This is a genomic window from Pseudonocardia sp. UM4_GMWB1, from assembly GCF_017312155.1.
In the GTDB taxonomy this organism is placed as follows: domain Bacteria; phylum Actinomycetota; class Actinomycetes; order Mycobacteriales; family Pseudonocardiaceae; genus Pseudonocardia; species Pseudonocardia alni.
The window spans coordinates 4985879-5007589 of record NZ_QJPN01000001.1 but is presented as its reverse complement, the minus strand read 5'-3'; the positions used below and the strand labels follow the sequence as shown (position 1 = coordinate 5007589).

The window sequence follows — 21711 nt, the reverse complement described above, 5'->3', positions numbered from 1 at the left end:
TCGCCTTCCTCGGCCGATCGGGACCGGCCACCGCGCGTCCGCGATGGCGCCGAGCACGACGCTAGAGACGGGCCCGGAACGGGGTAACTCGCGAATGACCGGACCGGTGCGGAGCCTCGGCCGGTCCCGCCTACGTCATTCGTCGTGGTGCCGGCGCGCCGCGACGGCCCGGTACGCGCGGGGGGCCACGGTGTAGCGCGCGCGGAAGAGCCTGCTGAAGTGGGAGGCCCGCGGGATGCCGACCGCCACGCCCACCTCCTGGACGGGGCGCGCGGGATCGTCGTCCAGCAGCTGCCGCGCGCGCTCGAGCCGGGCCTCGCGCAGCCAGGTCGCCGGTGTGGAGCCGACGTCGGCGAAGAGGGCGAACAGGTACCGCTCGGAGATGGGGATGGAGGCGGCCACACAGGCGGGGGAGAGGTCGGCCTCGTGCAGGTGGTCGCTCATGAAGCGGCGGGCCCGGCCGAGGAGCGCGGCCCGCGGGTTCGGCTGTCGCGAGGGACCGTCGACGCGGTCCAGCAGGGCCCCGGCGGTCAGGTCGGCCGCCGCACGGGCCGCTATCCGTGCGGAGGGGTCGTCCCGGTCGGTGGGCTGGCGGATCAGCGCCGTCAGCGCCGACGAGGCGACGGCGGCGGGGCCCGAGCGTCCGCTCATGGTCCACGCGGTCACCGGCCTCACCTGCCCGACCACGCCCTCCGGCGAAGTAGATGTCGGTGAGGGTGGTGCGTCAGAACTCCTGCTGGTCGGCGCGGGGGACGCTCGGAACCGGCGTGACGACGGCCCTGGCCTCGGGCGCCGCGGCCGTCGGCCTGTTCTGCTACCCGCTGCTGCAGGAGACGGGCGGTGCGGGCGGCGCGATCCTGGTGACCGCGCTCGTCCCCGCCGCCGGAGCCCTGGTGGCGACCGTGATCCGCTGGGACCCGGAACGGGATCCGGCCCCCACCGCCCCCGCCGCCGGCGGCCGCCGCTGACGGGCACGGGGAGTACGTCATCCGTCCCGACCGTGCGCGGCGGCTCCACCGGGCGTGATCGGTCATTGCTCGGTGGCCGCCCTCCGATGCTCCTTGCAAGCATCGTTGCGGCGCCGGAGTGGGGCGTCGTCGTGCCACCTCAGTGAAGAGGAGCAACATGAGCGAGCCGGCCTCCGCGATGTCCGCACGCCAGTCCCGACGGGTCGCCTTCGCGACACTCATCGGGACCACGATCGAGCTCTACGACTTCTTCATCTACGCGACCATCGCCTCGCTGGTCTTCTCCCAGGTGTTCTTCGCGCCCGCGGGGGCCGGTGTCGCCCAACTCCTGTCCTTCGCCACCATCGGCATCAGCTTCGTCTTCCGGCCGCTGGGTGCGTTCCTGTCGGGCCACCTCGGCGATCGGGTCGGCCGGCGCACGATGCTGGTCGCGACGCTGGTCCTCATGGGTGGGGCGACCACGGCCATCGGCCTGTTGCCGACGTTCGAGACCGCGGGCGTGCTCGCCCCCGTCCTCCTGCTGCTCCTGCGCATCCTCCAGGGCATCGCCGCAGGTGGCGAATGGGGAGGCGCCGTGCTGATGGCGGTCGAGCACGCCCCACGCGGGTGGCGCGGCCGCGCGGGCGCCTTCCCCCAGCTCGGTTCGCCGCTCGGCATGATCCTCGCCTCCGGCGTCACGGCCCTGATGACCGGCGTGATCTCGCCCGGCCAGGCCTTCCTCGACTGGGGGTGGCGGATCCCGTTCCTGTTCAGCGTGGTGCTGATCGTGATCGGCTTCGTCGTGCGGCTCTCGGTCGACGAGAGCCCGGTCTTCACCGAGATGGCCGCGAAGCGGGCCCGCAGCAGGACCCCGGTCGTCGAGCTGTTCCGCAGGCACTGGGCGCTCGTGCTGCTCGCCGCGCTGATCATGGCGGGCAACAACGCCGGGGGCTACGTGACCATGGGCGGCTTCCTCTCGGCCTACACGACCGACCCGGACGGACCCTTCGGGCTCGACCGGACGTCCGTGCTGCTGGCGATCACGGGCGCGGCCGTGGTCTGGGCGTTCACCACGTACGCCGCGGGGGTGCTCGCCGACCGCATCGGCCGCAGGCGGATCAACCTGATCGGCTACGGCTGTCTGATCCTGGCGGTCTTCCCGATGGTCGCCCTGGTGTCCACCGGCAGCGTCTGGCTGCTGTTCCTCGGGGTCTCCCTGTTCACGTTCGGCTCCGGCCTCGCCTTCGGCGGGCAGGCGGCCTGGTACACGGAGCTCTTCCCGGCGTCGGTGCGGTACTCCGGTGTCGCCATCTCCTTCGCGATCGGCTCGATCATGGGCGGCGCGTTCGCCCCGCTCATCGCCTCGGCCGTGCTGCAGTCCAGCGGGACCCTGTACGCGGTGGCCTTCTACCTGCTGGGCATGTTCGTCCTCGGGACGATCGCCTGCGTCCTGCTCCGCGACCGGCCCGACATCGACCTCGGCCCGGACAACCAGGCCGAGCAGGAACGCGGCGCCACGGTGTTCGACCGACAGGCGCCGCAGCACGCCGAGACCTCCGTGCCGCGGTGACCGCGTTCCGCACGACCGACGGCGGGCCTCCCCGTCGTCTCCCGACCAGCGAAGGGCACTGGTGAACCCGTGGTGACCGAACCGACCCGGTCCGAACCCACCGTCGCGGCCGCGGCGGCCGAGATCCTCCGGTCCGAGGGGGTGACCCACCTGCCCGCCTACCCGCTGAACCCGCTCATCGAGGCCGCGGCGGGCCTGGGGATCCGTCCGGTGATCGTCCGGCAGGAGCGGGTCGGCGTCCACATGGCGGACGCGATCAGCCGGCTCGGCGACACCGTCGGCGTGACCTGCATGCAGTCGGGGCCGGGTGTCGAGAACGCGTTCGGTGCCGTCGCGCAGGCCTACGCCGAGGGTGTCCCGCTCGTCGTCATCCCGGGGGGAGCGCCCCGGGCCGAGACCTGGGTCCCGCCCGCGTTCAACGCGGCGCTGAACTTCCGGCACGTGACGAAGGCGACCGAGCAGGTCACGACGGGTGCCGGGCTCGTCCCGGCGCTGCGCCGCGCGTTCGCCCAGGCCCGCAACGGCCGCCCCGGGCCGGTGCTCGTCGAGATCCCGGCGGACGTCTGGGACGAGGCGGCGCCCGGCCTGGAGACCTACACGCCGTCGCGCCGCGCCCGTTCGGCGCCCGACACCGGGTCGGTGGAGGCCGCGGCCCGCGCGCTGGTCGAGGCCGACCGGCCGCTGCTGTACGCGGGCCAGGGCGTGCACCGCGCGACGGCGTGGCGGCAGCTGCGCGAGCTGGCGGAGCTCCTCGAGGCGCCGGTGACCACCAGCATCGAGGGGAAGAGCGCGTTCCCCGAGACCCACCCGCTCGCCCTGGGCTCGGGCGGGGTCGCCATGCCGCGGGCGGTGTTCGAGCACGTGCGGGACGCGGACGTCGTGTTCGGTGTCGGGGCCAGCTTCTCCGCGACCCCGTTCGGGATCCGGTTCCCCACGGCGGGCACGTCCTTCATCCACAACACCGCCGACCCCGGCGACCTGGACAAGAACATCCCGGCCGAGCACGCCCTGCTGGGGGACACCGCGCTCGCCCTCGACCTCCTGCTCGAGGCGGTCGCCGACCGTCTCGGCCGTCCCCGCGGCCGCGCCGAGGAGGTGGCTGCACGGATCAGGGCGCAGAACGGCCCGTGGCTCGAGAAGTGGCGGCCGCTGCTGACCAGCACCGCGACCCCGCTGTCGCCCTACCGCGTGATCTGGGACCTCCTGCACACCGTCGACGTCGAGCGGACCACGATCACCCACGACGCGGGCAGCCCGCGGGACGAGCTGACCCCGTTCTGGCGGTCGGTGGCCCCCCACAGCTACTTGGGCTGGGGGAAGTCCACCCAGCTCGGCTACGGCCTCGGCCTTGCGATGGGCGCCAAGCTCGCGCAGCCCGAGCGGCTGTGCATCAACGTGTGGGGCGACGCCGCCATCGGCATGACGGGCATGGACCTCGAGACCTGCGCGCGCGCCGGCATCCCGGTCCTGTCGATCCTGTTCAACAACTCCGCCATGGCGATGGAGGACCGGATCATGGCGACCTCCCGCGAGCGCTTCGCCAGCACCGACATCACCGGCGAGTACGCGGAGATGGCGCGGGCCTTCGGCCTGCACGCCGAGCGCGTCGCCACGCCCGCCGAGATCGTGCCCGCGATCCGCAAGGCCGTCGCCGCGACCGAGGACGGCACACCGGCGCTCCTGGAGTTCGTCACCACCCGGGAGAAGACCTACTCGACCTTCGACTACGCCACCTATCAGGGCTGAGGAGGAACCGTGCGCGCAGCACAGATGGTCGCTCCGGGACGTCTCGAGACCGTCGAGGTCCCGATCCCGGAGCCCGGGGAGGGCGAGGTCCTCGTCCGCACGCATCGCGCCTCGATCTGCGGAAGCGATCTCCACGTCGTCTTCGACGGCTTCTACGCGGGCGAGTACCCCGCCCCGCCCGGCTTCCCCGGCCACGAGGGGGTCGGCGTGGTGGAGCGGTCCCGCTCGGCCGGGTTCGCCCCCGGCGACGCGGTCCTCGTGGCGCCGGTCCCGCACGCGGCGGGCTGCTTCGCCGAGTGGCAGGTCGTCTCCGAGCGCTCGCTGGTCACCCTGCCCCCGGGCGGTGACCTCGACCGGCTGCTGATGGCCCAGCAGCTGGGCACCACGATCTACGCCATGCGCCGGTTCTGGCCCTCGACCATGGGCAGCGGCGAAGGGCGCTCGGTGGCGATCTGCGGCGCCGGGTCGGCCGGACTGTTCTTCACCCAGCTGGCCCGCCGGGCGGGGTTCAGCTCCGTGCTCATCGCCGACAAGGCGCCGTCGCGGGTGGCGCTCGCGGCCGCGTTCACGGTGGACGCCGCGGTGGACGTCGCGCAGACCCCGTTCGTGGACGCCGTCGCCGAGATGACCGGCGGCGTGGGGGCCGACCTGGTCATCGAGGCCGCGGGCTACGACGAGACGCGCATCCAGTGTCTGCGCGCCGTCCGGCCGCAGGGCCGGATCGGGCACTTCGGTTTCCCGGAGCGGCCCAGCGGGCCGACGCCCTGGGACTTCGCGGAGGCCTGGGCCAAGCAACCGTCCATCGAGCACAACCACAGCACCCAGCTCGAGCCGGGCCTCACCGCGTTCCGCGAGGCCGTGGACCTCATCCACTCCGGTGCCGTCGACGTGACCCCGTTCCTCGAGCCGGTCTACCGGCTCGAGGACACCCAGCACGCGCTCGAGGCTGCCCGCGACCAGCGGGGCGGGAAGGTCACGGTCGACCTCTCCGGCGGGGTCTGAGGGACCCGTCCGGGCGCGGTGCCGACCGCGAACGCCGCAGGGGGTAGGACGACGACGTCCTACCCCCTGCGGATCACATGGTGCGCCGTCAGGGACTTGAACCCCGAACCCGCTGGTTAAGAGCCAGCTGCTCTGCCAATTGAGCTAACGGCGCATGTGTTCACTTGTGGTCCTGCGTGCGCCGTCAGGGACTCGAACCCCGAACCCGCTGGTTAAGAGCCAGCTGCTCTGCCAATTGAGCTAACGGCGCGTGTGGAGTTGTCGTGCCTCGCCCACGCACGGAGGATCGATCCCGGGCGTGCGGTGGGATCGATCGCCGAGGCGGCGACCGGGTGAGTGACGGGACTTGAACCCGCGGCCCCCTGGACCACAACCAGGTGCTCTACCAACTGAGCTACACCCACCATGCGTTCTCCCGGGCACTCCCGGAAGCGCTGGACTACTGTAGCCCGCCCGCTCCGGGGGGTGTCAGGCGGGGGTCGTACCGCCCTCCGGGGGTGCCGCGACGTGCGCGACCGCGGCCGCCGCGGCCTGCGCCTGCTCGGTCGTCGGACCGGGCGGGGCCACGAACAGCGCCTGCCGGTAGTAGGCCAGCTCGCGGATCGACTCGCGGATGTCGGCGAGCGCGCGGTGCGCGAGGCCCTTCTCCGGCTTCGCGTAGAACACCCGCGGGAACCAGCGCCGCGCCAGCTCCTTCACCGAGCTGACGTCGATCATCCGGTAGTGCAGGTACCCGTCGAGCTCGGTCATGTCCCGAGCGATGAAGCCGCGGTCGGTCGCGATCGAGTTGCCGGCCAGCGGCGCCGAGCGGGCGTCCGGGACGTGGGTGCGGACGTAGTCGAGCACCATCTTCTCGGCCTGCTCGATCGTGACCGTCGCGCGCCGGACCTCCTCGGTCAGCCCGGACCGGGCGTGCATGTCGCGCACGACGTCGGGCATCGCGTCGAGCTTCGCGTCGTCACAGGCGATGACCACGTCGACGCCCTCGCCGAGGATGTTGAGGTCGCCGTCGGTGACCAGTGCCGCGATCTCGATCAGGGCGTCGGAGCCCAGATCCAGCCCGGTCATCTCGCAGTCGATCCACACCAGCCGATCGGTCATCGTCACAGCCTAGGTGACGTCGTCGCGACCGGCGCGAGCCTCGGCCGTCACCGTCGGGGGAGTGCCCTAGGCTCGCGCCGTGGCTGACGACACACCTGCCCGCACCATCGCCGCCGGATACGCCACCGACGGAGCTGGGCTCGAGCTCGGCACCGTCATGGTCGACGGGGTGTGCGACCCGCAGGCGCGGGTCCGGATCCCCCTTGCGACGCTGAACCGGCACGGCCTGGTGGCCGGGGCGACCGGCACCGGCAAGACCAAGACACTGCAGGCCCTGGCCGGGCAGCTGTCCGACGCCGGGGTCCCCGTCCTGCTCGCCGACGTCAAGGGCGACCTGTCCGGCATGGCCCGCGCGGGCGAGCCGGACGACAAGGTCACCGCCCGCGCGACCGACACCGGCGACGACTGGAGCCCGACCGCGTACCCGGTGCAGTTCCTGTCGCTGGGCGACGGCGGCGTCGCCGTCCCGGTGCGGGCGACGCTGACCCAGTTCGGCCCGATCCTGCTGGCCAAGGTGCTCGGCCTCAACGCCACCCAGGAGTCCACCCTCGGCCTGATCTTCCACTGGGCCGACCGGCGCGGGCTGCCGCTGCTCGACACCAAGGACCTGCGCGCGGTCATCCAGCACCTCACCTCCGACCAGGGCAAGGCCGACCTCAAGGGCATCGGCGGGGTCTCCCCGGCGACGGCCGGGGTCATCCTGCGCGCGCTGGTCAACCTGGAGGCCCAGGGCGGCGAGGAGTTCTTCGGCGAGCCCGAGTTCGACCCCGCGGACCTGATGCGTCAGATCGACGGCAAGGGCGTCGTCACCCTGCTGGAGCTGGCCGAACGCGCCGCGAACCCGGTGCTGTTCTCCACGTTCCTGATGTGGCTGCTCGCCGAGCTGTACGAGGAGCTGCCCGAGGCGGGCGACCTCGACCGGCCCAAGCTGGTGTTCTTCTTCGACGAGGCGCACCTGCTGTTCACCGACGCGTCGAAGGCGTTCCTCGACCGCATCGAGCAGACCGTCAAGCTCATCCGGTCCAAGGGCGTCGGCGTGTTCTTCTGCACCCAGCTGCCCACCGACGTGCCGAACGAGGTGCTGTCCCAGCTGGGCGCGCGGATCCAGCACGCGCTGCGGGCCTTCACCCCGGACGACCAGAAGGCGCTGTCGCGCACCGTGCGGACCTACCCGAAGTCCGACGTCTACGACCTGGAGTCGGCGCTGACCTCGCTGGGCACCGGTGAGGCGGTCGTCACGGTGCTGTCCGAGCGCGGCGCGCCCACCCCGGTCGCCTGGACCCGGCTGCGGGCCCCGCGCTCGCTGATGGCGGCCCTGCCGGTCGACGACGTCCGCGCCGACGCCGCCGCCTCACCGCTGCAGGCGAAGTACGGGCAGATGGTGGACCGCGAGTCCGCCTACGAGAAGCTCACCGCGAGCATCGCGGCCGGGCCGGGCGGCGAGGCGACGCCGGTCGAGGCGCCCCCGGCACCCGCCCCGGGGCCGGGCCAGGCCCCGCCGCCCCCGCCGCAGGACTCGCCGGGCGGCGGGTTCTTCTCCAAGATCGGGGACTTCCTGCAGTCGCCGACCGGTCGTCAGCTCACCAACACCGTGACCCGCGAGATCACCCGCAGCCTGTTCGGGACCCGCCGGCGTCGCTGACCCACGGGTCAGGCCCGGAACGGGGTGACCGCGTCCGGGGTCACCGCGGCCATCAGCGCGACGGCGTCGGCGGGGTCGAGGTCCAGCACCTGCACCGCGCCTCCGCCCGCGGCGGTGGTCGCCTCCAGCGTCAGCACCCCGGCGCGGCGCTGGAACAGGCTCTGCCGCACCCGCCATCCGATGACGCCGTCGCGGCGCAGCGCGGTCGTCGTGCGCAGCAGCGACCCGTGCCGGGCGACGAGGTAGCGCTCGTCGAGCCGGTGGCCCAGGGCGCGGTAGCGGTCCAGCGCGAGCGGCACGGCCACCACGACCAGCGCAACGCCGACGACGACCGGCCAGACCGCGGCGTCGAACCAGGCGAACACCCCGAGGGCGACGGCCGGGACGAGCGCGGGGCCGACCGCGCGCACCAGGCGCCGGGCCCGGGCCCGCGCCGGGTGCGCCCGCAGCGGACCGTCGGTGACCGGATCGGTCGCGCGTGCGGCCGTCGCGGCGACGGCGTGGGCGTGCGCGCGGCGCACCGGCGGGCCGAGTGCGCCGCCGCCGGAGTCCGTGTCCTCCCCGGCGAGCCCGACGGTCAGCGCCCCGGCCTGGGCACCGCCGCCCAGGGCCCGCACCAGCAGCGGCTCGGACACCGTCACCCCGCGCAGCCGCTGCTCGGACACCGACAGCGACCGCTTGGTCAGCAGGCCGCGTCGCACCCGCAGCGTGCCGTCGGGCTCGCGGCTGAGCCGGTAGTCCCACCAGCGCTCCACGAACAGCACGATGCTGCCGGCGACCATGACCGGCAGCAGGAGCGCGACCGCGACGAGCACCGTCGCCCAGACCGGTGCGGCCGACAGCTCCCCGGCGACGGCGTCCGCGCCGGGCAGCGAGCGCGGGTCGAGGCCGGTCTCGTTGAGCACGTTCCAGCCGGCGCCGGCCAGCGCACCGATCGCGGCCAGCGAGCTGACCGTCAGCGGGGCGAAGCGCAGCGAGGACCAGTCGATCCGGTCGAGCTCCTCGCCCGCGGGGTCGACGGGATCCGCCGGGCCGACGGTCCCGTCCCCGCCGGCCGCGTTCCCGTCGGCACCGTTCCCGTCGGCACCGTTCCCCTCGACCCGGGCCCGGTCCGCCCCGGTCCCGCCGGCGACCGCGGCCGGTCCGCGTGCCGGGGCGGGGCGGGCGAGCAGCTCGCGGCGCAGCCGTTCGGCCTCGTCGGTGGTGACGGCGTCGAGGTCGAGGCCCGCGTCCGACCCGCTCTGCCCGGAGCCGACCTTCACCACCGACAGCCCGACGAGCCGGTGCAGCAGCGGTGCGGTCAGGTCGACGGTGCGGATCCGATCCCGCGGCACCGAGCGACGCTGCCGGTTCAGCAGCCCGCTGTGCAGCTCGACGCGTTCGTCGGTGATCCGGTAGCGGGTGGTGCGCCAGCGCACGACGCCCACCGCGACCGCGACGACGACCGCCGCCCCCGCGATCCAGACCTGGGTGGAGTTGCCGCTGCCCGCGCCGAACAGGACCAGCACGACCAGTGCGGGGGCCAGCCGCAGCAGCGCGGTGGCCGGGCCGACGAGCAGCATCCGGCCCGGCAGCCGTCGCCAGCCGACCTCCTCGGGGGGCGTGCCGGTGCCGTCCGCGGGGGCGACGGGTACGGGCTCGGTCACGTCGCGTCCCCGCTGTGCCGCCCGGTCGTCTCGGTGAGCCTGCGGGCGAGCTCGGCGGCGGCGGCGGCGTCGAGCCCGGCGATGCGTACCGGGCCGCGGGCCGACGCGGTCGTGACGGTCACCGTCGCCAGGCGCAGCGCCTGCTGCAGCGGGCCGTGCTCGGTGTCGACGGTCTGCACCCGCGGGATCGGCGCGATCCGCCACTCCCGCACCAGCCAGCCCGACCGGGTGTAGACGGCGTCCTCGGTCACCTCCCAGCGGTGCAGCCGGTACCGCAGACCGGGCACGACGAGCGTCCCGACCAGCAGCCACAGCACCGTCAACACCACGGTCGCGACCAGAACCCCGTGCCACGGGACCGCGGGCAGCAGGAACCACGCGACGACCTGGCCGCCGAGCAGCACGAGCGGGACCGGCACCGCCGAGAGCCGCCACCACCAGATCGCGCGGGGGTCGACCCGGTTCGCGGGTGGGCGCAACGGGAGCGGCAGCGCGTCGGTCGGGATCCCGGGTCCGGGGTCGCCGGTGCGGGGGCCGGTGGCGGTCATGGTCCCACTCTGCCGAACCGCACCCGGCGGGAGCATCCGAGCACGCCGTCGGAGACCCCACTGTGGCCGAAAGAGGGGGCGTGGCCGACAGAGGGGTGCCGCCGAGTGGCACACCACGTGCGTCTGGAATCCGGGTCCGGGTACGTGGTGTGCCACTCGGCGGGCGACGACGGTCAGTGGGCCGGCGCGGACAGGTCGTAGACCGTGGTGCCGTCGACTGTCGTCGCGGTGTAGTGCTGTGCGACCCAGGCGGTGATCTCCGCGCCGGTGCCGCGGCCGCCGCCGGGGCCACCCCGCTCGCCGCCGCTGACGAAGTACCGGACGTCGCCCTGCGCGACGTACTGCCGGAACTGCTCCAGGGTGGGGGAGTCGTCGCTGCCGGAGAAGCCGCCGATCGCCATGACGGCGGTGTCCCCGCCCGCGACGAGCATCATCGACGCCGCGCCCTGCGAGCCGATCGTCGCCGCCGCCCAGCGGGACGGTCCTGCCTCACGCAGCAGGGCCACGACCTGGGCGCTGGTCCGCTCGCCTCCCGGACCGCCACCGGGCATCCCGCCCGGCCCGCCCGCGCCGGGCTGCCCGGCACCATCCGGCGCGGCACCGGCAGGCAGCCCACCGGCATCGGTGGCGCCGGTGCCCGACGGGCCGGCACCGGTCGTGGTCCCCGGTATGCCCGCGTCGGTGCCGTCGGTCCGATCCGCCCCGCCCCGTCGGTCGCGGGGCCCGCCCATGCCGCGGTCGGCGCCGGCGCCCGACGGCCCGGCCATCGGTGTGGAGCCCTCGTGCGTGGTCGCCGCGGTCTGGACCGCGTACGCGGCCGGCGCGGCGACCCCACTCAGGACCGCGACGCCGAGGACCACGGCGAGCCACCGTCGCCCCCGGGCGGGGACCAGCAACGCCGCGCCGGCGGCGACGCCCGCCACCAGCACCACCCACCGCAGCCACGGCAGGAACTGCGGCGACCCGCCGAGCAGTACGAACGCCCACACCGTGGTCCCGGCGGAGGCGACGGCGAGCACCCCACGGACCCACCGGCGGTCCCGGTACCGCAGGAGCTCGCGGGCGCCGACCGCGACCAGCGCCGCGATCCCGGGCGCGAGGGCAACCGCGTAGTACGGGTGGACGATGCCCTCCATCAAGGACAGCACCAGCACGGTCACCAGCGTCCAGCCGCCCCACACGATCAGCGAACCGCGGACCGCGTCGGTGCGCGCGGCTCGACCACGGAGCACCAGCGCCGCGACGAACAGGAGCAGCGCGGCCGGCAGCAGCCAGGAGACCTGGGTGCCGAAGGAATCGCCGAACATCCGCAGGAACCCGGCCCGGCCGCCGAAGGCCGCGCCCATACCGCCCCCGGGCCCGCCCGGTGGCATGCCGCCCCCGGGCACGGCACCGGCCGCGCCGCCCGGGAGACCGGCGGCGTCGGGCATCCCGCCGCCGAACGCGGCACCGGGCCTCCCGCCACCGCCGGGTCCGCCGCCCTCGCCGCCGACGATGCGGCCGAGACCGTTGTAGCCGAACGCCAGTCCGAGCGGGGTGTTGTCCCCGGACCCGCCGATGTACGGGCGGGCGTCGACCGGCCACAGCGCGACGGCGAGCAGCCACCAGCCGGCGCCGACGACGATCCCGGCACCGCCGACGAGAAGCTGCCACACCCGTCGCCACGGACGGCCGGGCGCGGCCCACAGCCAGGCCAGTGCCAGACCGGGCAGCACCAGGAACGCCTGCAGGGACTTGGTCAGGAACGCGAAACCGAGCACCAGCCCGACCGCGGCGATCCACCGCGTCCGGCCGTCCTCCAGGCCCCGGACGAGCAGGTACGCCGCCGCGACGAGCAGCAGCGTCAGCAGCGCGTCGGGGTTGTCGAACCGGAACATCAGCGCCGCGACCGGAGTCAGCGCCAGCAGCGTCCCGGCGAGCAGGCCGGCGCCGTGCCCGGAGACCCGGCGCACCGCGGCGTAGAGCAGTCCGACCGCGGCGATGCCCATCAGTGCCTGGGGGACCAGCAGGCTCCAGGAGTTGAACCCGACGATCCGGGCGGCGAGCGCCATCGGCCACAGCGACGCGGGCGGCTTGTCGACGGTGATGGAGTTCTGCGGGTCGAGCGAGCCGAAGAAGAACGCCGTCCAGTCGTTCGCCCCGGCCTGGACCGCGGCGGCGTAGAAGGAGTTGGCCCAGCCCGAGGAGCCGAGGTCCCACAGGTAGAGCAGGCCGGTGCCGGTGAGGAGAGCGATCACCGATGCGGCCCGGAGCCTGCGGTGCGAACCGCCGGCCGGGGGTGGAGAGGCGTCGGACCGTGTGGGGTTCCGGTCGAGGGTGCTGGTCACTGCAGGGTCGCCTTCTCCATCGGGATGGTGGCGGAGGCCCGGGGACGGAACACCCAGGAGCGGAACAGGACGAAGCGCAGCACCGTCGCGACCAGGTTGGCCCCGACGATCACCGCCACCTCGACGGCCGGGTGCGCGCCGGGCGCGACCGCTCCGAGAACGGCGAGTGCACCGGTGGTCAGCCCCAGTCCCAGGGCGAACACGACAAGGCCCTGGAACTGGTGGGTGACCGCCCGGCCCCGGCCGCGGACGCCGAAGGTGAACCGCCGGTTCAGCGCCGTGTTCACGACCGCGCACAACAGCATCGCGACGACGTTCGCCGCGATCGGCCCGAGCACCCCCCGCAGGGCGAGGAACAGCACCAGGTTCGCCGCCGTCGAGGCGACGCCGATCGCGGCGAAGCGGGCCAGCTGGAACGGCATCGCCCGGGGCACCCCGGGCACCTCCGGCGGGGCCAGCGGCGCCCGCCCGAGCTGCGCGGGGACCTCGGCCAGCGGCAGCGCACCCGTCGCCAGTGCCCGGCCGACCCGCCACACGCCCTTCAGGTCCGCGACGGCCGTCGCCACGATGTCCACGCTGGAGTCCGGGTCGTCGACCCAGTCGACCGGCACCTCGTGGATGCGCAGCCCGGACCGCTCGGCCAGCACCAGCAGCTCGGTGTCGAAGAACCAGCCGGTGTCCTCGACCAGCGGCAGCAGCCGCCGGGCCACGTCGGAGCGGATCGCCTTGAACCCGCACTGGGCGTCGGAGAAGCGTGCCGAGAGCGCACCGCGCAGGATCAGGTTGTAGCTGCGCGAGATGAACTCCCGTTTCGGGCCGCGCACGACCCGCGAGCCGCGACCCAGCCGGGTCCCGATCGCGAGGTCGGAGTGCCCGGACACGAGCGGGGCGACGAGCGGGAGCAGCGCGCCGAGGTCGGTGGACAGGTCGACGTCGCAGTAGGCGAGGACATCGGCGTCGGAGTCCGACCAGACCCGGCGCAGGGCGCGGCCGCGGCCCTTCTGCTCCAGGCGCACCGTGCGGACCTCGGGGATCTCGGCGGCCAGCCGCCGGGCGATCACCGGGGTGGCGTCGGTGCTGGCGTTGTCGGCGACGGTGATCCGGAACGAGTAGGGGAACCCGGAGGTGAGGAACGCGTGCAGGCGCCGCACCGAGGACTCCAGCTCGCGCTCCTCGTCGAAGACGGGGACGACGATGTCGAGCACGGTCCGGCCGCGGTCGGACGGACGCGCCTCGGGGTGGCCCGGGTGGGTGCCGGTCGCGGGGCCGGCGACGACTGTGGTCATGGGATCGACGATCGGGGCCTGCGCTGTCGCAGCCGTGTGATCGACCTGTGCGTCGGCTGTGAGCCTGTCTGCCGCCCGCCGGGTCACGACGCGCTCAGGTCGTGGAGGGTGACGCCGTCGACGGTGCGGGCCGGGAACGTCGCCGCGACCCACTCGGCGATGAGGCGCGCCTCGTCGCTGCCGCCGGAGGCGGTGGAGATCATCCCGCTGCCCGCGGAGCCGATGAACCAGTGGATCCGGTGCTGCGCCACCATCTGCTGGAACTGCGCGAGCGTCGGGTAGGGGTCGGTGCCGTTGAACCCGCCGACAGCGAGCACCGGTGCCCCCGACGCCAGCTGGTAACCCGCCGCCTGCATCGAGGTCACCGTGGCCGCGGCCCAGGTGAAGTCGTCCGCGTCCGCCGCGATCAACCCTGTGACCTGCGACGACGGCGTGGGGGCGCTGAGGATGCCCCCTGGGCCCCCGCCGGCACCGCCCGGCCCCCGGGTGGGTCCGCCACCGGCCCACCGGCCGCCCGGCCCGCCCGCCGTCGCGGCACCCGGGGCGCCCGCGGACCCATCGTTCCCGGCCGCACCCGCACCCGCAGCCGCGCCGCCCCCGGTCGCGCCCGGTGCCCCGGGGGCCCCACCGCTGACGGTTCCGGCCGGGCCGGGTGCGCCACCCGGGGCGCCGGACCCGGAACCGGCCCACGGCCCGCGCATCGTTCCGGGGCCACCCCGGGCCCCGCCCGGTCCGGACGCGTAGCCCTCCGGCCCGGAGCTCGGGATCGCGCCGGTGTGCGGGGTCGCCGCCGTCCCCAGCGCCCAGGCCGTCGTCCCACCGGCCCCTGCCAGCAGGGCCGCGGTGAGCACCCCCGCCGCGAGCACCCGCGGCATCCGGTGCACCCCGAGCAGGGCGAGGGCCGCGCCGAGCCCGATGACGAGCACCGCCGGGCGCAGCCACCCCAGCCAGGCCGTGGGCAGCAGCGCGTAGGCCCACACGGCCGTCGCCGCGACCGCCGCGGCCAGCCACCAGCGGGCGGCCGCGGACGCACGGTCCCGCCACAGCGTCGCCCCGCCGATCCCGACCAGCGCGGCGACCGCCGGAGCCAGCGCGACGGTGTAGTAGCTGTGCACGATCCCGCCCATCAGGCTGAACGTCAGCCCGGTGACCAGCAGCCAGCCGCCCCACAGCACGGTCGCCGCACGCAGCGGGTCGGTGCGCGGTGCCCGCCGGGTCCACCACAGCAGCACGACCGTCAGCACGAGCGCGGCCGGCAACAGCCAGGACGCCTCACGACCCATCTCCGACCCGAACAGCCGCAGCAGCCCGGTCTCGCCCCAGCCACCGGCACGTCCGCCCGCGCCGCCGCCGACGGAGCCGACCTCGTCGCCGGTGAGCCGGCCGAAGCCGTTGTAGCCGAAGACCAGCTCCAGCACGCTGTCGCCCTGGGAGCCGCCGATCCAGGGCCGGTCCGCGGCCGGCCACAGCTCCACGACGAGCACCCACCAGCCCGCCGAGAGCAGCAGCGCGGCACCGGCGACGAGCAGCGCCCGGATCCGCGGCCACCAGGCGAGCGGGGCGGCGAGCAGCCACACGGCGGAGAACGCCGGCAGCACCAGGAACGCCTGCAGCATCTTGGTGAGGAAGCCGTAGCCGACCAGGAGGCCGACGAGCACCAGCCACCGGGTGCGGCCCTGCTCGACCGCCCGGGTGAGCGCGTAGGCGGCGCCGGTCAGGACGAGCACGAGCATCGCGTCGGGGTTGTCGAAGCGGAACATCAGCACCGCGACCGGGGTGAGCGCGAGCGCCGCCCCGGCGACCAGCCCGGCCCCCGGCCCGGCGACGCGCCGGACCGCGGCGTGCAGCAGCGCGACCGCGCCGACGCCCATCAGCGCCTGCGGCACCAGCACGCTCCAGCTGGACAGCCCGAACAGCCGCACCGACAGCCCGATCGGCCACAGCGCACCCGGCGCCTTGTCGACGGTGATGCCACCGGCCGCGTCGGAGGCGCCGAAGAACCACGCCGACCAGCTCTGCCCGCCTGCCTGCGCGGCCGCCGCGTAGAACGCGTTGGCCCAGCCCGAGGCCGACAGCCCCCACAGGTACAGCGCGGCCGCCGCGGCGAGCAGCACCGCGAGCGGCAGGTGCCGCCACCGGCGGGTCGGCGGCGGGGACGGTGCGCGGGCGGGCCGGGGCCGGGACAGGGTGCTCGTCACCCGGGCGACGCTGCTCCGCCGCGCTGTGCGGAACCGGTGATCGACCTGTGAACCACCTGTGCCGGTCACCCCCGGTCCGTCGATCAGTACCTGAGCGCTGCGAGCCCGGGCCGTGCCAGCCCTCATGTACTGATCGACGCAGGGACGCAGGGACGCAGGGACGCAGGGACGCCGGGCGGACGCGGGCGGTGTGACGCGGGACGGCGCCGCGGTGCGGGGTGGGCGGGTGCGGGGGAGGATCGGCGACGTGCCGGTCCCCGCGTCGACCCCGGAGCCGGTCCTGGCCGGCCCGCGGCTGCTGCTGCCCGGGTGGACCCCGCAGGTCGCGGCCGCGGTCGTCGCCGGCACCCGGCACCCGGACTGGGCGCCGGACTTCCCGGCCGAGGGCGACCGGATCGTCGCGGTGCTGCTCGCCCGCGATCCGTCCGGGCCGGGCTGGGGCGAGCTCGGGCACCGGCTGCTCGTCGAACGCGACGGCGGTACGGTCGTCGGCGGCGCGGGCCTGTTCCCCGCCCCCGACGAGGGCCCGGCCGCCGTCGAGCTCGGTTACGGCGTGGTGCCGTCGCGCCGCGGCCGCGGCTACGCCGTCGAGGCCGCCCGCCTGCTGCTCGCGCTGGCCCGCACGGCCGGGGCCTCGCCGCTGGTCGCGGGTGTCGAGCCCGGCAACCCCGCCTCGGAGCGGGTGCTGGAGCGGATCGGGATGCGCCCCACCGGGACACGCGACGGCGTCACACGGTTCCGGCTCGACGTAGGGTCGACCCCGTGATCAGGCTCGTCGCGCTCGACATCGACGGCACCATCGTCCACGGGCGCAGGCCCCCGAGCCCCGCGGTCCTCGACGCGATCGCGCTCGCCGGGACCCGGGCCGAGGTGATGCTGTGCACCGGCCGGACCGTCGTCGGCGTGGCCGGCGCGCTGGACGCGATCGGGCTGCGCGACGGCGTCACCCTGACCTCGAACGGCGCGGTCGAGATGGAGACCGCGACCCGCCGGGTCCTGGCGATGGAGCGGCTCGCCCCCGAGGCCGTGACCGCGGGCCTCGACGCGATGAGCGAGCTGTTCCCGGGGGCGGTGTTCGCCTGCGAGCACGTCGGCGTCGGGCAGCGGGTCAGCGCCCCGTTCCCGGACGGCGTGCTCGCCGGCACCGTCACCGAGGTCGGCCGCGCCGGATTGCTCGACGAGCCGACGCCCAAGCTCGTCATGTACTGGCCGGGGCACGACCCGGACGAGACCGCCGCCCGGGCGGCCCGGCTGCACGTCCCCGGCACCGAGCCGACCCTGGACCACGAGCTGCCGTGGGTCACGCTGGTGCCGGCCGGGGTGTCCAAGGCGTCCGGGCTCGCGCGGGTCGCGGCCCGGCTCGGCGTCGACCGCTCCGAGGTACTCGCCGTCGGCGACGGCGACAACGACCGCGCGATGCTGCGCTGGGCGGGCCGCGGGATCGCGATGGGGCAGGCCCCGCCGCAGGTGCACGCCGACGCCGACGAGTCCACCGGCACCGTCGCGGAGGACGGCCTGGCCCGCGCCCTGGAGCGCGCGTTCGGCTAGTTGTACTGCCCGGACAGGTTGGTCAACCTGCTGATCGGTGGGAGACCACCGATGGCGGTGTGGGGCCTGTGGTGGTTGTACTCGTGCAGCCACCCGGGTAGCGCCTTTCGGCGTTGCGACTCGCCGGTGTAGAGCCGGGCGAAGGCCCAGCCGTCGGCGAGAGTGCGGTGGAACCGTTCGATCTTTCCGTTGGTCTGTGGGCGGTAGGGACGGGTGCGTTTCGGGGTGATCCGCAGCGCGTGGCAGGTGTCGCGCCAGGCGTGGGAGCGGTAGGCCGAGCCGTTGTCGGACAGGACTCGGCGGGTGGTGACCCCGCGGGCGGAGAACCAGGCCACCGCGCGGCGCAGCACAGCGATCGCGGTGGCGGCGGTCTCGTCGTCGTGGATCTCGGCGTAGGCCAGGCGGGAGTGGTCGTCGAGCACGGTGTGGACGAACGCCGTGCCCATCTTCGCCTGGTGGTGGGCGTTGCGAAGTTTCCCAGGGGTCGCGGCCCGGTTGCGGTCTCCCTGGGCGCGCCCGACATAGCGCCAGCCGCCGCCGTCGGGGATGTTGCCCAGCTTCTTCACATCCACGTGCAGCAGATCCCCGGGGGCGGGGTGTTCGTAGCGACGCACCGGTTCTCCGGTGGCGCGGTCGACATGGGCGAGGCGGTTGATCCGACACCGCACCAGCACCCGGTGCACGGTCGAGGCAGCGACACCGACCCGGTCGGCGATCTGGACCGGGCCCAGGCGCTTCTTCCAGCGCAGGTGCACGATCCGGCGCACCACCGGTGCCGGCGTCGCCCGCGGCGAGTGGTGCGGCCGGCTGGAGCGATCGGCCATGCCGGCCGGGCCGTCGAGGCGGTAGCGGTCGGCCCAGCGTTTCGCGGTCGGCCAGGCCACCTGGAACCGGGCAGCGGCCGCAGCGATCGGCACGTCGCCCTCGACGATCAGACGCGCCAGGCGCAGTCGGCCGCGTTCGGACAGTGGAGCGTTAGCGTGGACCACGAGGACCTCCTGTGGTTGTGGGTGCGGGTGCCTTCGACAGCTCCACACCCTCCGCAGGAGGTCCTCACCCTTCAAGATCAGCTAGATCGTGTCGTCACACGAGTTCGACCAACGTCTCCGGTCAGTACAGCTAGTGCTCGACGGGGGTGCCCGCGACCAGCGGCGTCGCCGCCTCCAGGGCCGCCCCGCAGGACGGCGGCCGTGGCGGCAGCGAGGAGTCGATGACCACCGGCACCGTCCAGACCCGGCCGTCGCGGGACCGCACGGTCACGTCCCCCGGGCCGTCGACGGCATCGAGGAGCAGTGCGGACGCGTCCCCGATGCCGGTGTGCTCGCGCACGGCGAGTTCGGCGAGCTGGCGGACCGGGTCCAGCCCGGTGTGCCCGCGGCAGCTCCACGGGTCGACGCCGCCCCCGGCCGCGGCCTTCAACGCGGCCAGCGCGCCGCCGGTGTCGAGGCGGCCGTAGGCGTAGCCGGTGGGCAGCACCAGCGCGGTCGGCGCGAACCGGTGCCCGCCGAGGTGGGTGCACTCCCAGACGTCGGCGCCCTCGGCGGCCAGCTCCCCGGCGAGCGCGCGGCCGCGGACGGCGCAGCAGACGTCGCGCCTGCCGTGCGCGCACACCAGCATCACCGGGTCGGTGACCGGGGTGCCCGCACCCGGGTCGAGGTCGATGCGGGCGAGGTCGTCGGTGCCCCGCACGGTGCGCGCCCACACCCGCGAGCCGCCCGGGGCGAGGTCGGCGACGTAGACGGTGCGGTCGCCGTCGGCGTCGCAGCGGCCCTCGCGACCGGGGCGGCGGATCAGGAGGAGGATGACGTCGTCGGCGCGGAGCCGGTCGCAGAGCGCGGTGACCGCCGGGTCCGGGTGGTCGGCGACCTTCCGCGGCCACGCCCCGATGTGCTCGACGGCGACGAGGCGGCGCACGTGCGGCGCGGTGCCGGTCATCGGCTCGCCGACGGCCTCGCTCAGCCCGGCACAACCCCCGGCGGGCGCCCCGGCGGGGGGACCGCCGAGTGCGCCACGTGCCGCGGTGACCGTCATCGGGCCATCTTAGGGAAGGTTTCCCTGACTTCAACCCGGGACGCCCGGTCGGGTCACTCCCGGCCGGGGAGCTCCGTGCGCAGGACCTTGCCGGTCTGGTTGCGCGGCAGCTCGTCCAGGAAGTGCACGTCCCGTGGGGCGGCGAACTTCTCCAGGTCGGACTTCACCCGGCTGCGGATCGCGTCCGCGGTGACGTCGGCTCCCGGCTCGAGCACCACCCAGGCGGCGAACCGCTGGCCGTACTCGTCGTCGTCCACCCCGAGCACACAGGCCTCGCGCACCCCGTCCATCCCCGAGACGAGCTCCTCGACCGGGCCGGGGTGCAGGTTCTCCCCGCCCGAGACGATCATGTCGTCGGCCCGGCCGGTGAGGAACAGCCGTCCCTGCTCGTCGAGGTGCCCGACGTCGCCGGTCCCGAGCAGTCCGTCGCGCTCCTCCAGGCCGTCCTCGCCGCCGGTGTAGCCCTCGAACGGCAGGTCGTTGCCGACGAACACCCGGCCGTCGACGCCCGCCGCGGCCGGGGTGTCGTCGTCGAGGATGACCAGGGTGGTCCCGGCCGGGGCGCGGCCCGCGGTGCCGGGGGCGTCGCGCAGGTCCTCCGGTCCGGCGATCGAGACCCAGGAGACCTCGGTGGAGCCGTAGAGGTTGTAGAGGCAGTCGCCGAAGCGGTCCATGAACCGGTTGGCCTGTCCGCCGGGCAGCGCCGACCCGGAGACGGCCACGATCCGCGGGCCCGCCGGGTCGTCCCCGCCGTCGCCCCAGCCGTCGGCGTCGGACTCCAGGACGCGCTGCAGCATCACCGGCACCGCGAACACCGTCGTGCACCGGCGCTCGCGCACGGCGTCGAGGAACCCCTCGGGGGTGAACCTGCGGCGCAGCACGACGGTCGCGCCGTGCAGCGAGGCGAGCAGCAGCCCGGCGTTGCCCCAGGTGTGGAACAGCGGCGCGGCGATGTGCGTCGGCTCACCGGCGCGCAGCGGGATCGTCGACAGGATCGACGCCGCCGGGGCGAGGGTCGAGGGGTGCGGCCGCTTGGCGCCCTTCGGCGTCCCGGTGGTGCCGGAGGTCAGCACGATCTGCTTGGACGGCTCCGGCTTGAACGGCAGCTCGCCCGGCCCGCCGCGCTCGACCATCGCGTCCAGGTCGTCGAGCGCGCGGTCGCCAGCGCGGCGCGGCCCGTCCGGGGTGCGGGTCAGCACGACGCGCGGCCCGTCCGGGACGATGTCGAGGAAGTCCGGGTCGGCGACGAGGGTGTGCAGCTGCTGCTGCTCCTGCACCCCGCGCAGCTGCTCGGCCGAGAGCCCGGTGTTCACCAGTACGACGTCGGCGCCCGCCTTGCCCGCCGCGACCATCGCCTCGATCGGCGCGCGGGCGTTGCGGCACAGCACGCCGACCGGGGCGCCCGGCCCGGCGCCGGAGTCGAGCAGCGCCAGCGCGAGGCTGTCGGTGCGGGCCTCCAGCTCGGCGTAGGTGGTGACCCCGTCGTCGTCGACGACGGCGAGCCGGTACGGGTGGCGGGCCGCTCCGACGGCGAACGCGGCGGTGATGCTGTTGCCGTAGCGGACCAGGGCCCGGCCCATCCCGTACAGCTTCCCGGGGCCGAGCGGGCGGACGACTCCCGAGCGGGTCAGGGCCACGGCGGCACGGGCGGTGCCGCTGCCCAGCTCGTAGGCGGTACGGGCGGTGCCGGAGAGGTTCTGGAGCAGCGGGGAGCCAGCCATGCGGCGCAGTCTGGCAGGGCCACCCGTGGGGTCGCCGGGTCCGGTGCGGGGATCTGTGTCAGAGGTCACTGAGCATGTCCGTCATGTTTCGTAGGGTGAAGACGATGTGTCTCTCGGTGACCCACAGGTCGCCGAACTCTCCACCACACCGTCGGGGATCCTGATGCGCCTCTACCTGCCCACACGCACGTCCACTTCCGGCCGCACCCTGGTGCGCGCGGGACGTCCGACCAAGTCGATGCCCGGGTTCGGCGGCCTCGCCGGCGTCTGCCGCTGCGGTGCGGCCCGGCCCGCCGACGCGCGCGCCCTGCCGTGGCGGGACTGTCCGTCCTGCACGCCGCAGCGGGCCCGCGCCGGGCGCTGACCGCGCCGGCCTCGTAGGTTTCCGGGTCGACGGG

The 21711-nt window shown here is 74.8% G+C and carries 18 protein-coding genes and 3 tRNA genes; 8 read left to right on the top strand and 13 right to left on the bottom strand.

Features of this window, described 5'->3' with window-relative positions; all coding sequences use genetic code 11:
* Window positions 1–135: 135 nt before the first annotated feature.
* Window positions 136–666, bottom strand: coding sequence for a helix-turn-helix domain-containing protein (locus DMP15_RS23385; RefSeq protein WP_337826450.1), 531 nt, complete (start codon window positions 664–666; stop codon window positions 136–138).
* A gap of 44 nt (window positions 667–710) precedes the next feature.
* Between DMP15_RS23385 and DMP15_RS23380 the strand changes: the two genes are divergently transcribed.
* The 4 genes from DMP15_RS23380 to DMP15_RS23365 all read left to right on the top strand — a co-directional run bounded on the left by DMP15_RS23380 (window position 711) and on the right by DMP15_RS23365 (window position 5265).
* On the top strand, window positions 711–968 hold the full coding sequence (locus DMP15_RS23380) for a hypothetical protein (RefSeq protein ID WP_337826449.1): 258 nt from the start codon (window positions 711–713) through the stop codon (window positions 966–968).
* A gap of 157 nt (window positions 969–1125) precedes the next feature.
* Window positions 1126–2517, top strand: coding sequence for an MFS transporter (locus DMP15_RS23375; protein WP_073575413.1), 1392 nt, complete (start codon window positions 1126–1128; stop codon window positions 2515–2517).
* A 72-nt stretch (window positions 2518–2589) separates the two neighbouring features.
* A complete protein-coding gene (locus tag DMP15_RS23370) occupies window positions 2590–4263 on the top strand; it encodes a thiamine pyrophosphate-requiring protein (protein ID WP_179760813.1) in 1674 nt (557 codons plus the stop codon).
* Between the two features lie 9 nt (window positions 4264–4272).
* Window positions 4273–5265 carry a zinc-binding dehydrogenase gene (locus DMP15_RS23365; RefSeq protein WP_073575412.1) on the top strand — a complete coding sequence of 331 codons (993 nt, stop codon included), beginning with the start codon at window positions 4273–4275 and terminating at the stop codon, window positions 5263–5265.
* Window positions 5266–5343: 78 nt separating this feature from the next.
* Here DMP15_RS23365 and DMP15_RS23360 read toward each other — a convergent pair.
* The 4 genes from DMP15_RS23360 to orn form a co-directional block, all read right to left on the bottom strand.
* Window positions 5344–5419 (bottom strand) — tRNA-Lys (locus DMP15_RS23360).
* 23 nt (window positions 5420–5442) lie between these two features.
* Window positions 5443–5515: transfer RNA gene (locus DMP15_RS23355), tRNA-Lys, on the bottom strand.
* A gap of 81 nt (window positions 5516–5596) precedes the next feature.
* Window positions 5597–5669: transfer RNA gene (locus DMP15_RS23350), tRNA-His, on the bottom strand.
* A gap of 64 nt (window positions 5670–5733) precedes the next feature.
* Window positions 5734–6366 carry an oligoribonuclease gene (gene orn / locus DMP15_RS23345; RefSeq protein WP_208821361.1) on the bottom strand — a complete coding sequence of 211 codons (633 nt, stop codon included), beginning with the start codon at window positions 6364–6366 and terminating at the stop codon, window positions 5734–5736.
* Window positions 6367–6445: 79 nt separating this feature from the next.
* Here orn and DMP15_RS23340 point away from each other — a divergent pair, with 79 nt between their 5' ends.
* Window positions 6446–8008: a helicase HerA-like domain-containing protein gene (locus DMP15_RS23340; protein WP_312888475.1), complete on the top strand. Its 1563-nt coding sequence runs from the start codon at window positions 6446–6448 to the stop codon at window positions 8006–8008.
* An 8-nt stretch (window positions 8009–8016) separates the two neighbouring features.
* Here the strand turns inward: DMP15_RS23340 and DMP15_RS23335 are convergent, their stop codons facing one another.
* The 5 genes from DMP15_RS23335 to DMP15_RS23315 all read right to left on the bottom strand — a co-directional run bounded on the left by DMP15_RS23335 (window position 8017) and on the right by DMP15_RS23315 (window position 16013).
* The gene (locus DMP15_RS23335) at window positions 8017–9654 is read right to left on the bottom strand and encodes a PH domain-containing protein (protein ID WP_337826448.1); all 1638 of its coding nucleotides are present in this window, start codon (window positions 9652–9654) and stop codon (window positions 8017–8019) included.
* Entirely contained in the window at window positions 9651–10202 is a 552-nt protein-coding gene (locus DMP15_RS23330; RefSeq protein WP_073575409.1) for a PH domain-containing protein, read from the bottom strand. The genes DMP15_RS23335 and DMP15_RS23330 overlap by 4 nt, the downstream gene beginning before the upstream one ends.
* Before the next feature lie 173 nt (window positions 10203–10375).
* On the bottom strand, window positions 10376–12439 hold the full coding sequence (locus DMP15_RS23325; RefSeq protein WP_304580101.1) for a glycosyltransferase family 39 protein: 2064 nt from the start codon (window positions 12437–12439) through the stop codon (window positions 10376–10378).
* Between the two features lie 86 nt (window positions 12440–12525).
* Window positions 12526–13815, bottom strand: coding sequence for a bifunctional glycosyltransferase family 2/GtrA family protein (locus tag DMP15_RS23320; RefSeq protein WP_073575407.1), 1290 nt, complete (start codon window positions 13813–13815; stop codon window positions 12526–12528).
* 83 nt (window positions 13816–13898) lie between these two features.
* Window positions 13899–16013 carry a glycosyltransferase family 39 protein gene (locus DMP15_RS23315; protein WP_073575406.1) on the bottom strand — a complete coding sequence of 705 codons (2115 nt, stop codon included), beginning with the start codon at window positions 16011–16013 and terminating at the stop codon, window positions 13899–13901.
* Between the two features lie 247 nt (window positions 16014–16260).
* Between DMP15_RS23315 and DMP15_RS23310 the strand changes: the two genes are divergently transcribed.
* Both DMP15_RS23310 and DMP15_RS23305 read left to right on the top strand, forming a co-directional pair.
* Window positions 16261–16779, top strand: coding sequence for a GNAT family N-acetyltransferase (locus tag DMP15_RS23310; RefSeq protein ID WP_073575511.1), 519 nt, complete (start codon window positions 16261–16263; stop codon window positions 16777–16779).
* The gene (locus tag DMP15_RS23305) at window positions 16776–17561 is read left to right on the top strand and encodes an HAD family hydrolase (RefSeq protein WP_073575405.1); all 786 of its coding nucleotides are present in this window, start codon (window positions 16776–16778) and stop codon (window positions 17559–17561) included. The genes DMP15_RS23310 and DMP15_RS23305 overlap by 4 nt, the downstream gene beginning before the upstream one ends.
* Here DMP15_RS23305 and DMP15_RS23300 read toward each other — a convergent pair.
* From DMP15_RS23300 to DMP15_RS23290, 3 genes are all read right to left on the bottom strand, one after another.
* Window positions 17558–18550: an IS481 family transposase gene (locus DMP15_RS23300; protein ID WP_337825755.1), complete on the bottom strand. Its 993-nt coding sequence runs from the start codon at window positions 18548–18550 to the stop codon at window positions 17558–17560. The genes DMP15_RS23305 and DMP15_RS23300 overlap by 4 nt on opposite strands.
* 130 nt (window positions 18551–18680) lie before the next feature.
* The gene (locus DMP15_RS23295) at window positions 18681–19592 is read right to left on the bottom strand and encodes a sucrase ferredoxin (protein ID WP_083658926.1); all 912 of its coding nucleotides are present in this window, start codon (window positions 19590–19592) and stop codon (window positions 18681–18683) included.
* A gap of 53 nt (window positions 19593–19645) precedes the next feature.
* On the bottom strand, window positions 19646–21313 hold the full coding sequence (locus DMP15_RS23290; protein ID WP_337826447.1) for an AMP-binding protein: 1668 nt from the start codon (window positions 21311–21313) through the stop codon (window positions 19646–19648).
* A gap of 106 nt (window positions 21314–21419) precedes the next feature.
* On the opposite strand from DMP15_RS23290, the gene DMP15_RS23285 reads away from it, so the two are divergent.
* A complete protein-coding gene (locus tag DMP15_RS23285; RefSeq protein ID WP_073577212.1) occupies window positions 21420–21677 on the top strand; it encodes a hypothetical protein in 258 nt (85 codons plus the stop codon).
* The last annotated feature ends 34 nt before the right edge of the window (window positions 21678–21711 follow it).

Excerpts from the sequence above, each read along its gene's own strand:
- DMP15_RS23375 (WP_073575413.1), top strand. The coding sequence starts at position 1,126 with ATGAGCGAGCCGGCCTCCGCGATGTCCGCACGCCAGTCCCGACGGGTC.
- orn (WP_208821361.1), bottom strand. The coding sequence starts at position 6,366 with ATGACCGATCGGCTGGTGTGGATCGACTGCGAGATGACCGGGCTGGAT.
- DMP15_RS23330 (WP_073575409.1), bottom strand. The coding sequence starts at position 10,202 with ATGACCGCCACCGGCCCCCGCACCGGCGACCCCGGACCCGGGATCCCG.
- DMP15_RS23320 (WP_073575407.1), bottom strand. The coding sequence starts at position 13,815 with ATGACCACAGTCGTCGCCGGCCCCGCGACCGGCACCCACCCGGGCCAC.
- DMP15_RS23295 (WP_083658926.1), bottom strand. The coding sequence starts at position 19,592 with ATGACGGTCACCGCGGCACGTGGCGCACTCGGCGGTCCCCCCGCCGGG.
- DMP15_RS23290 (WP_337826447.1), bottom strand. The coding sequence starts at position 21,313 with ATGGCTGGCTCCCCGCTGCTCCAGAACCTCTCCGGCACCGCCCGTACC.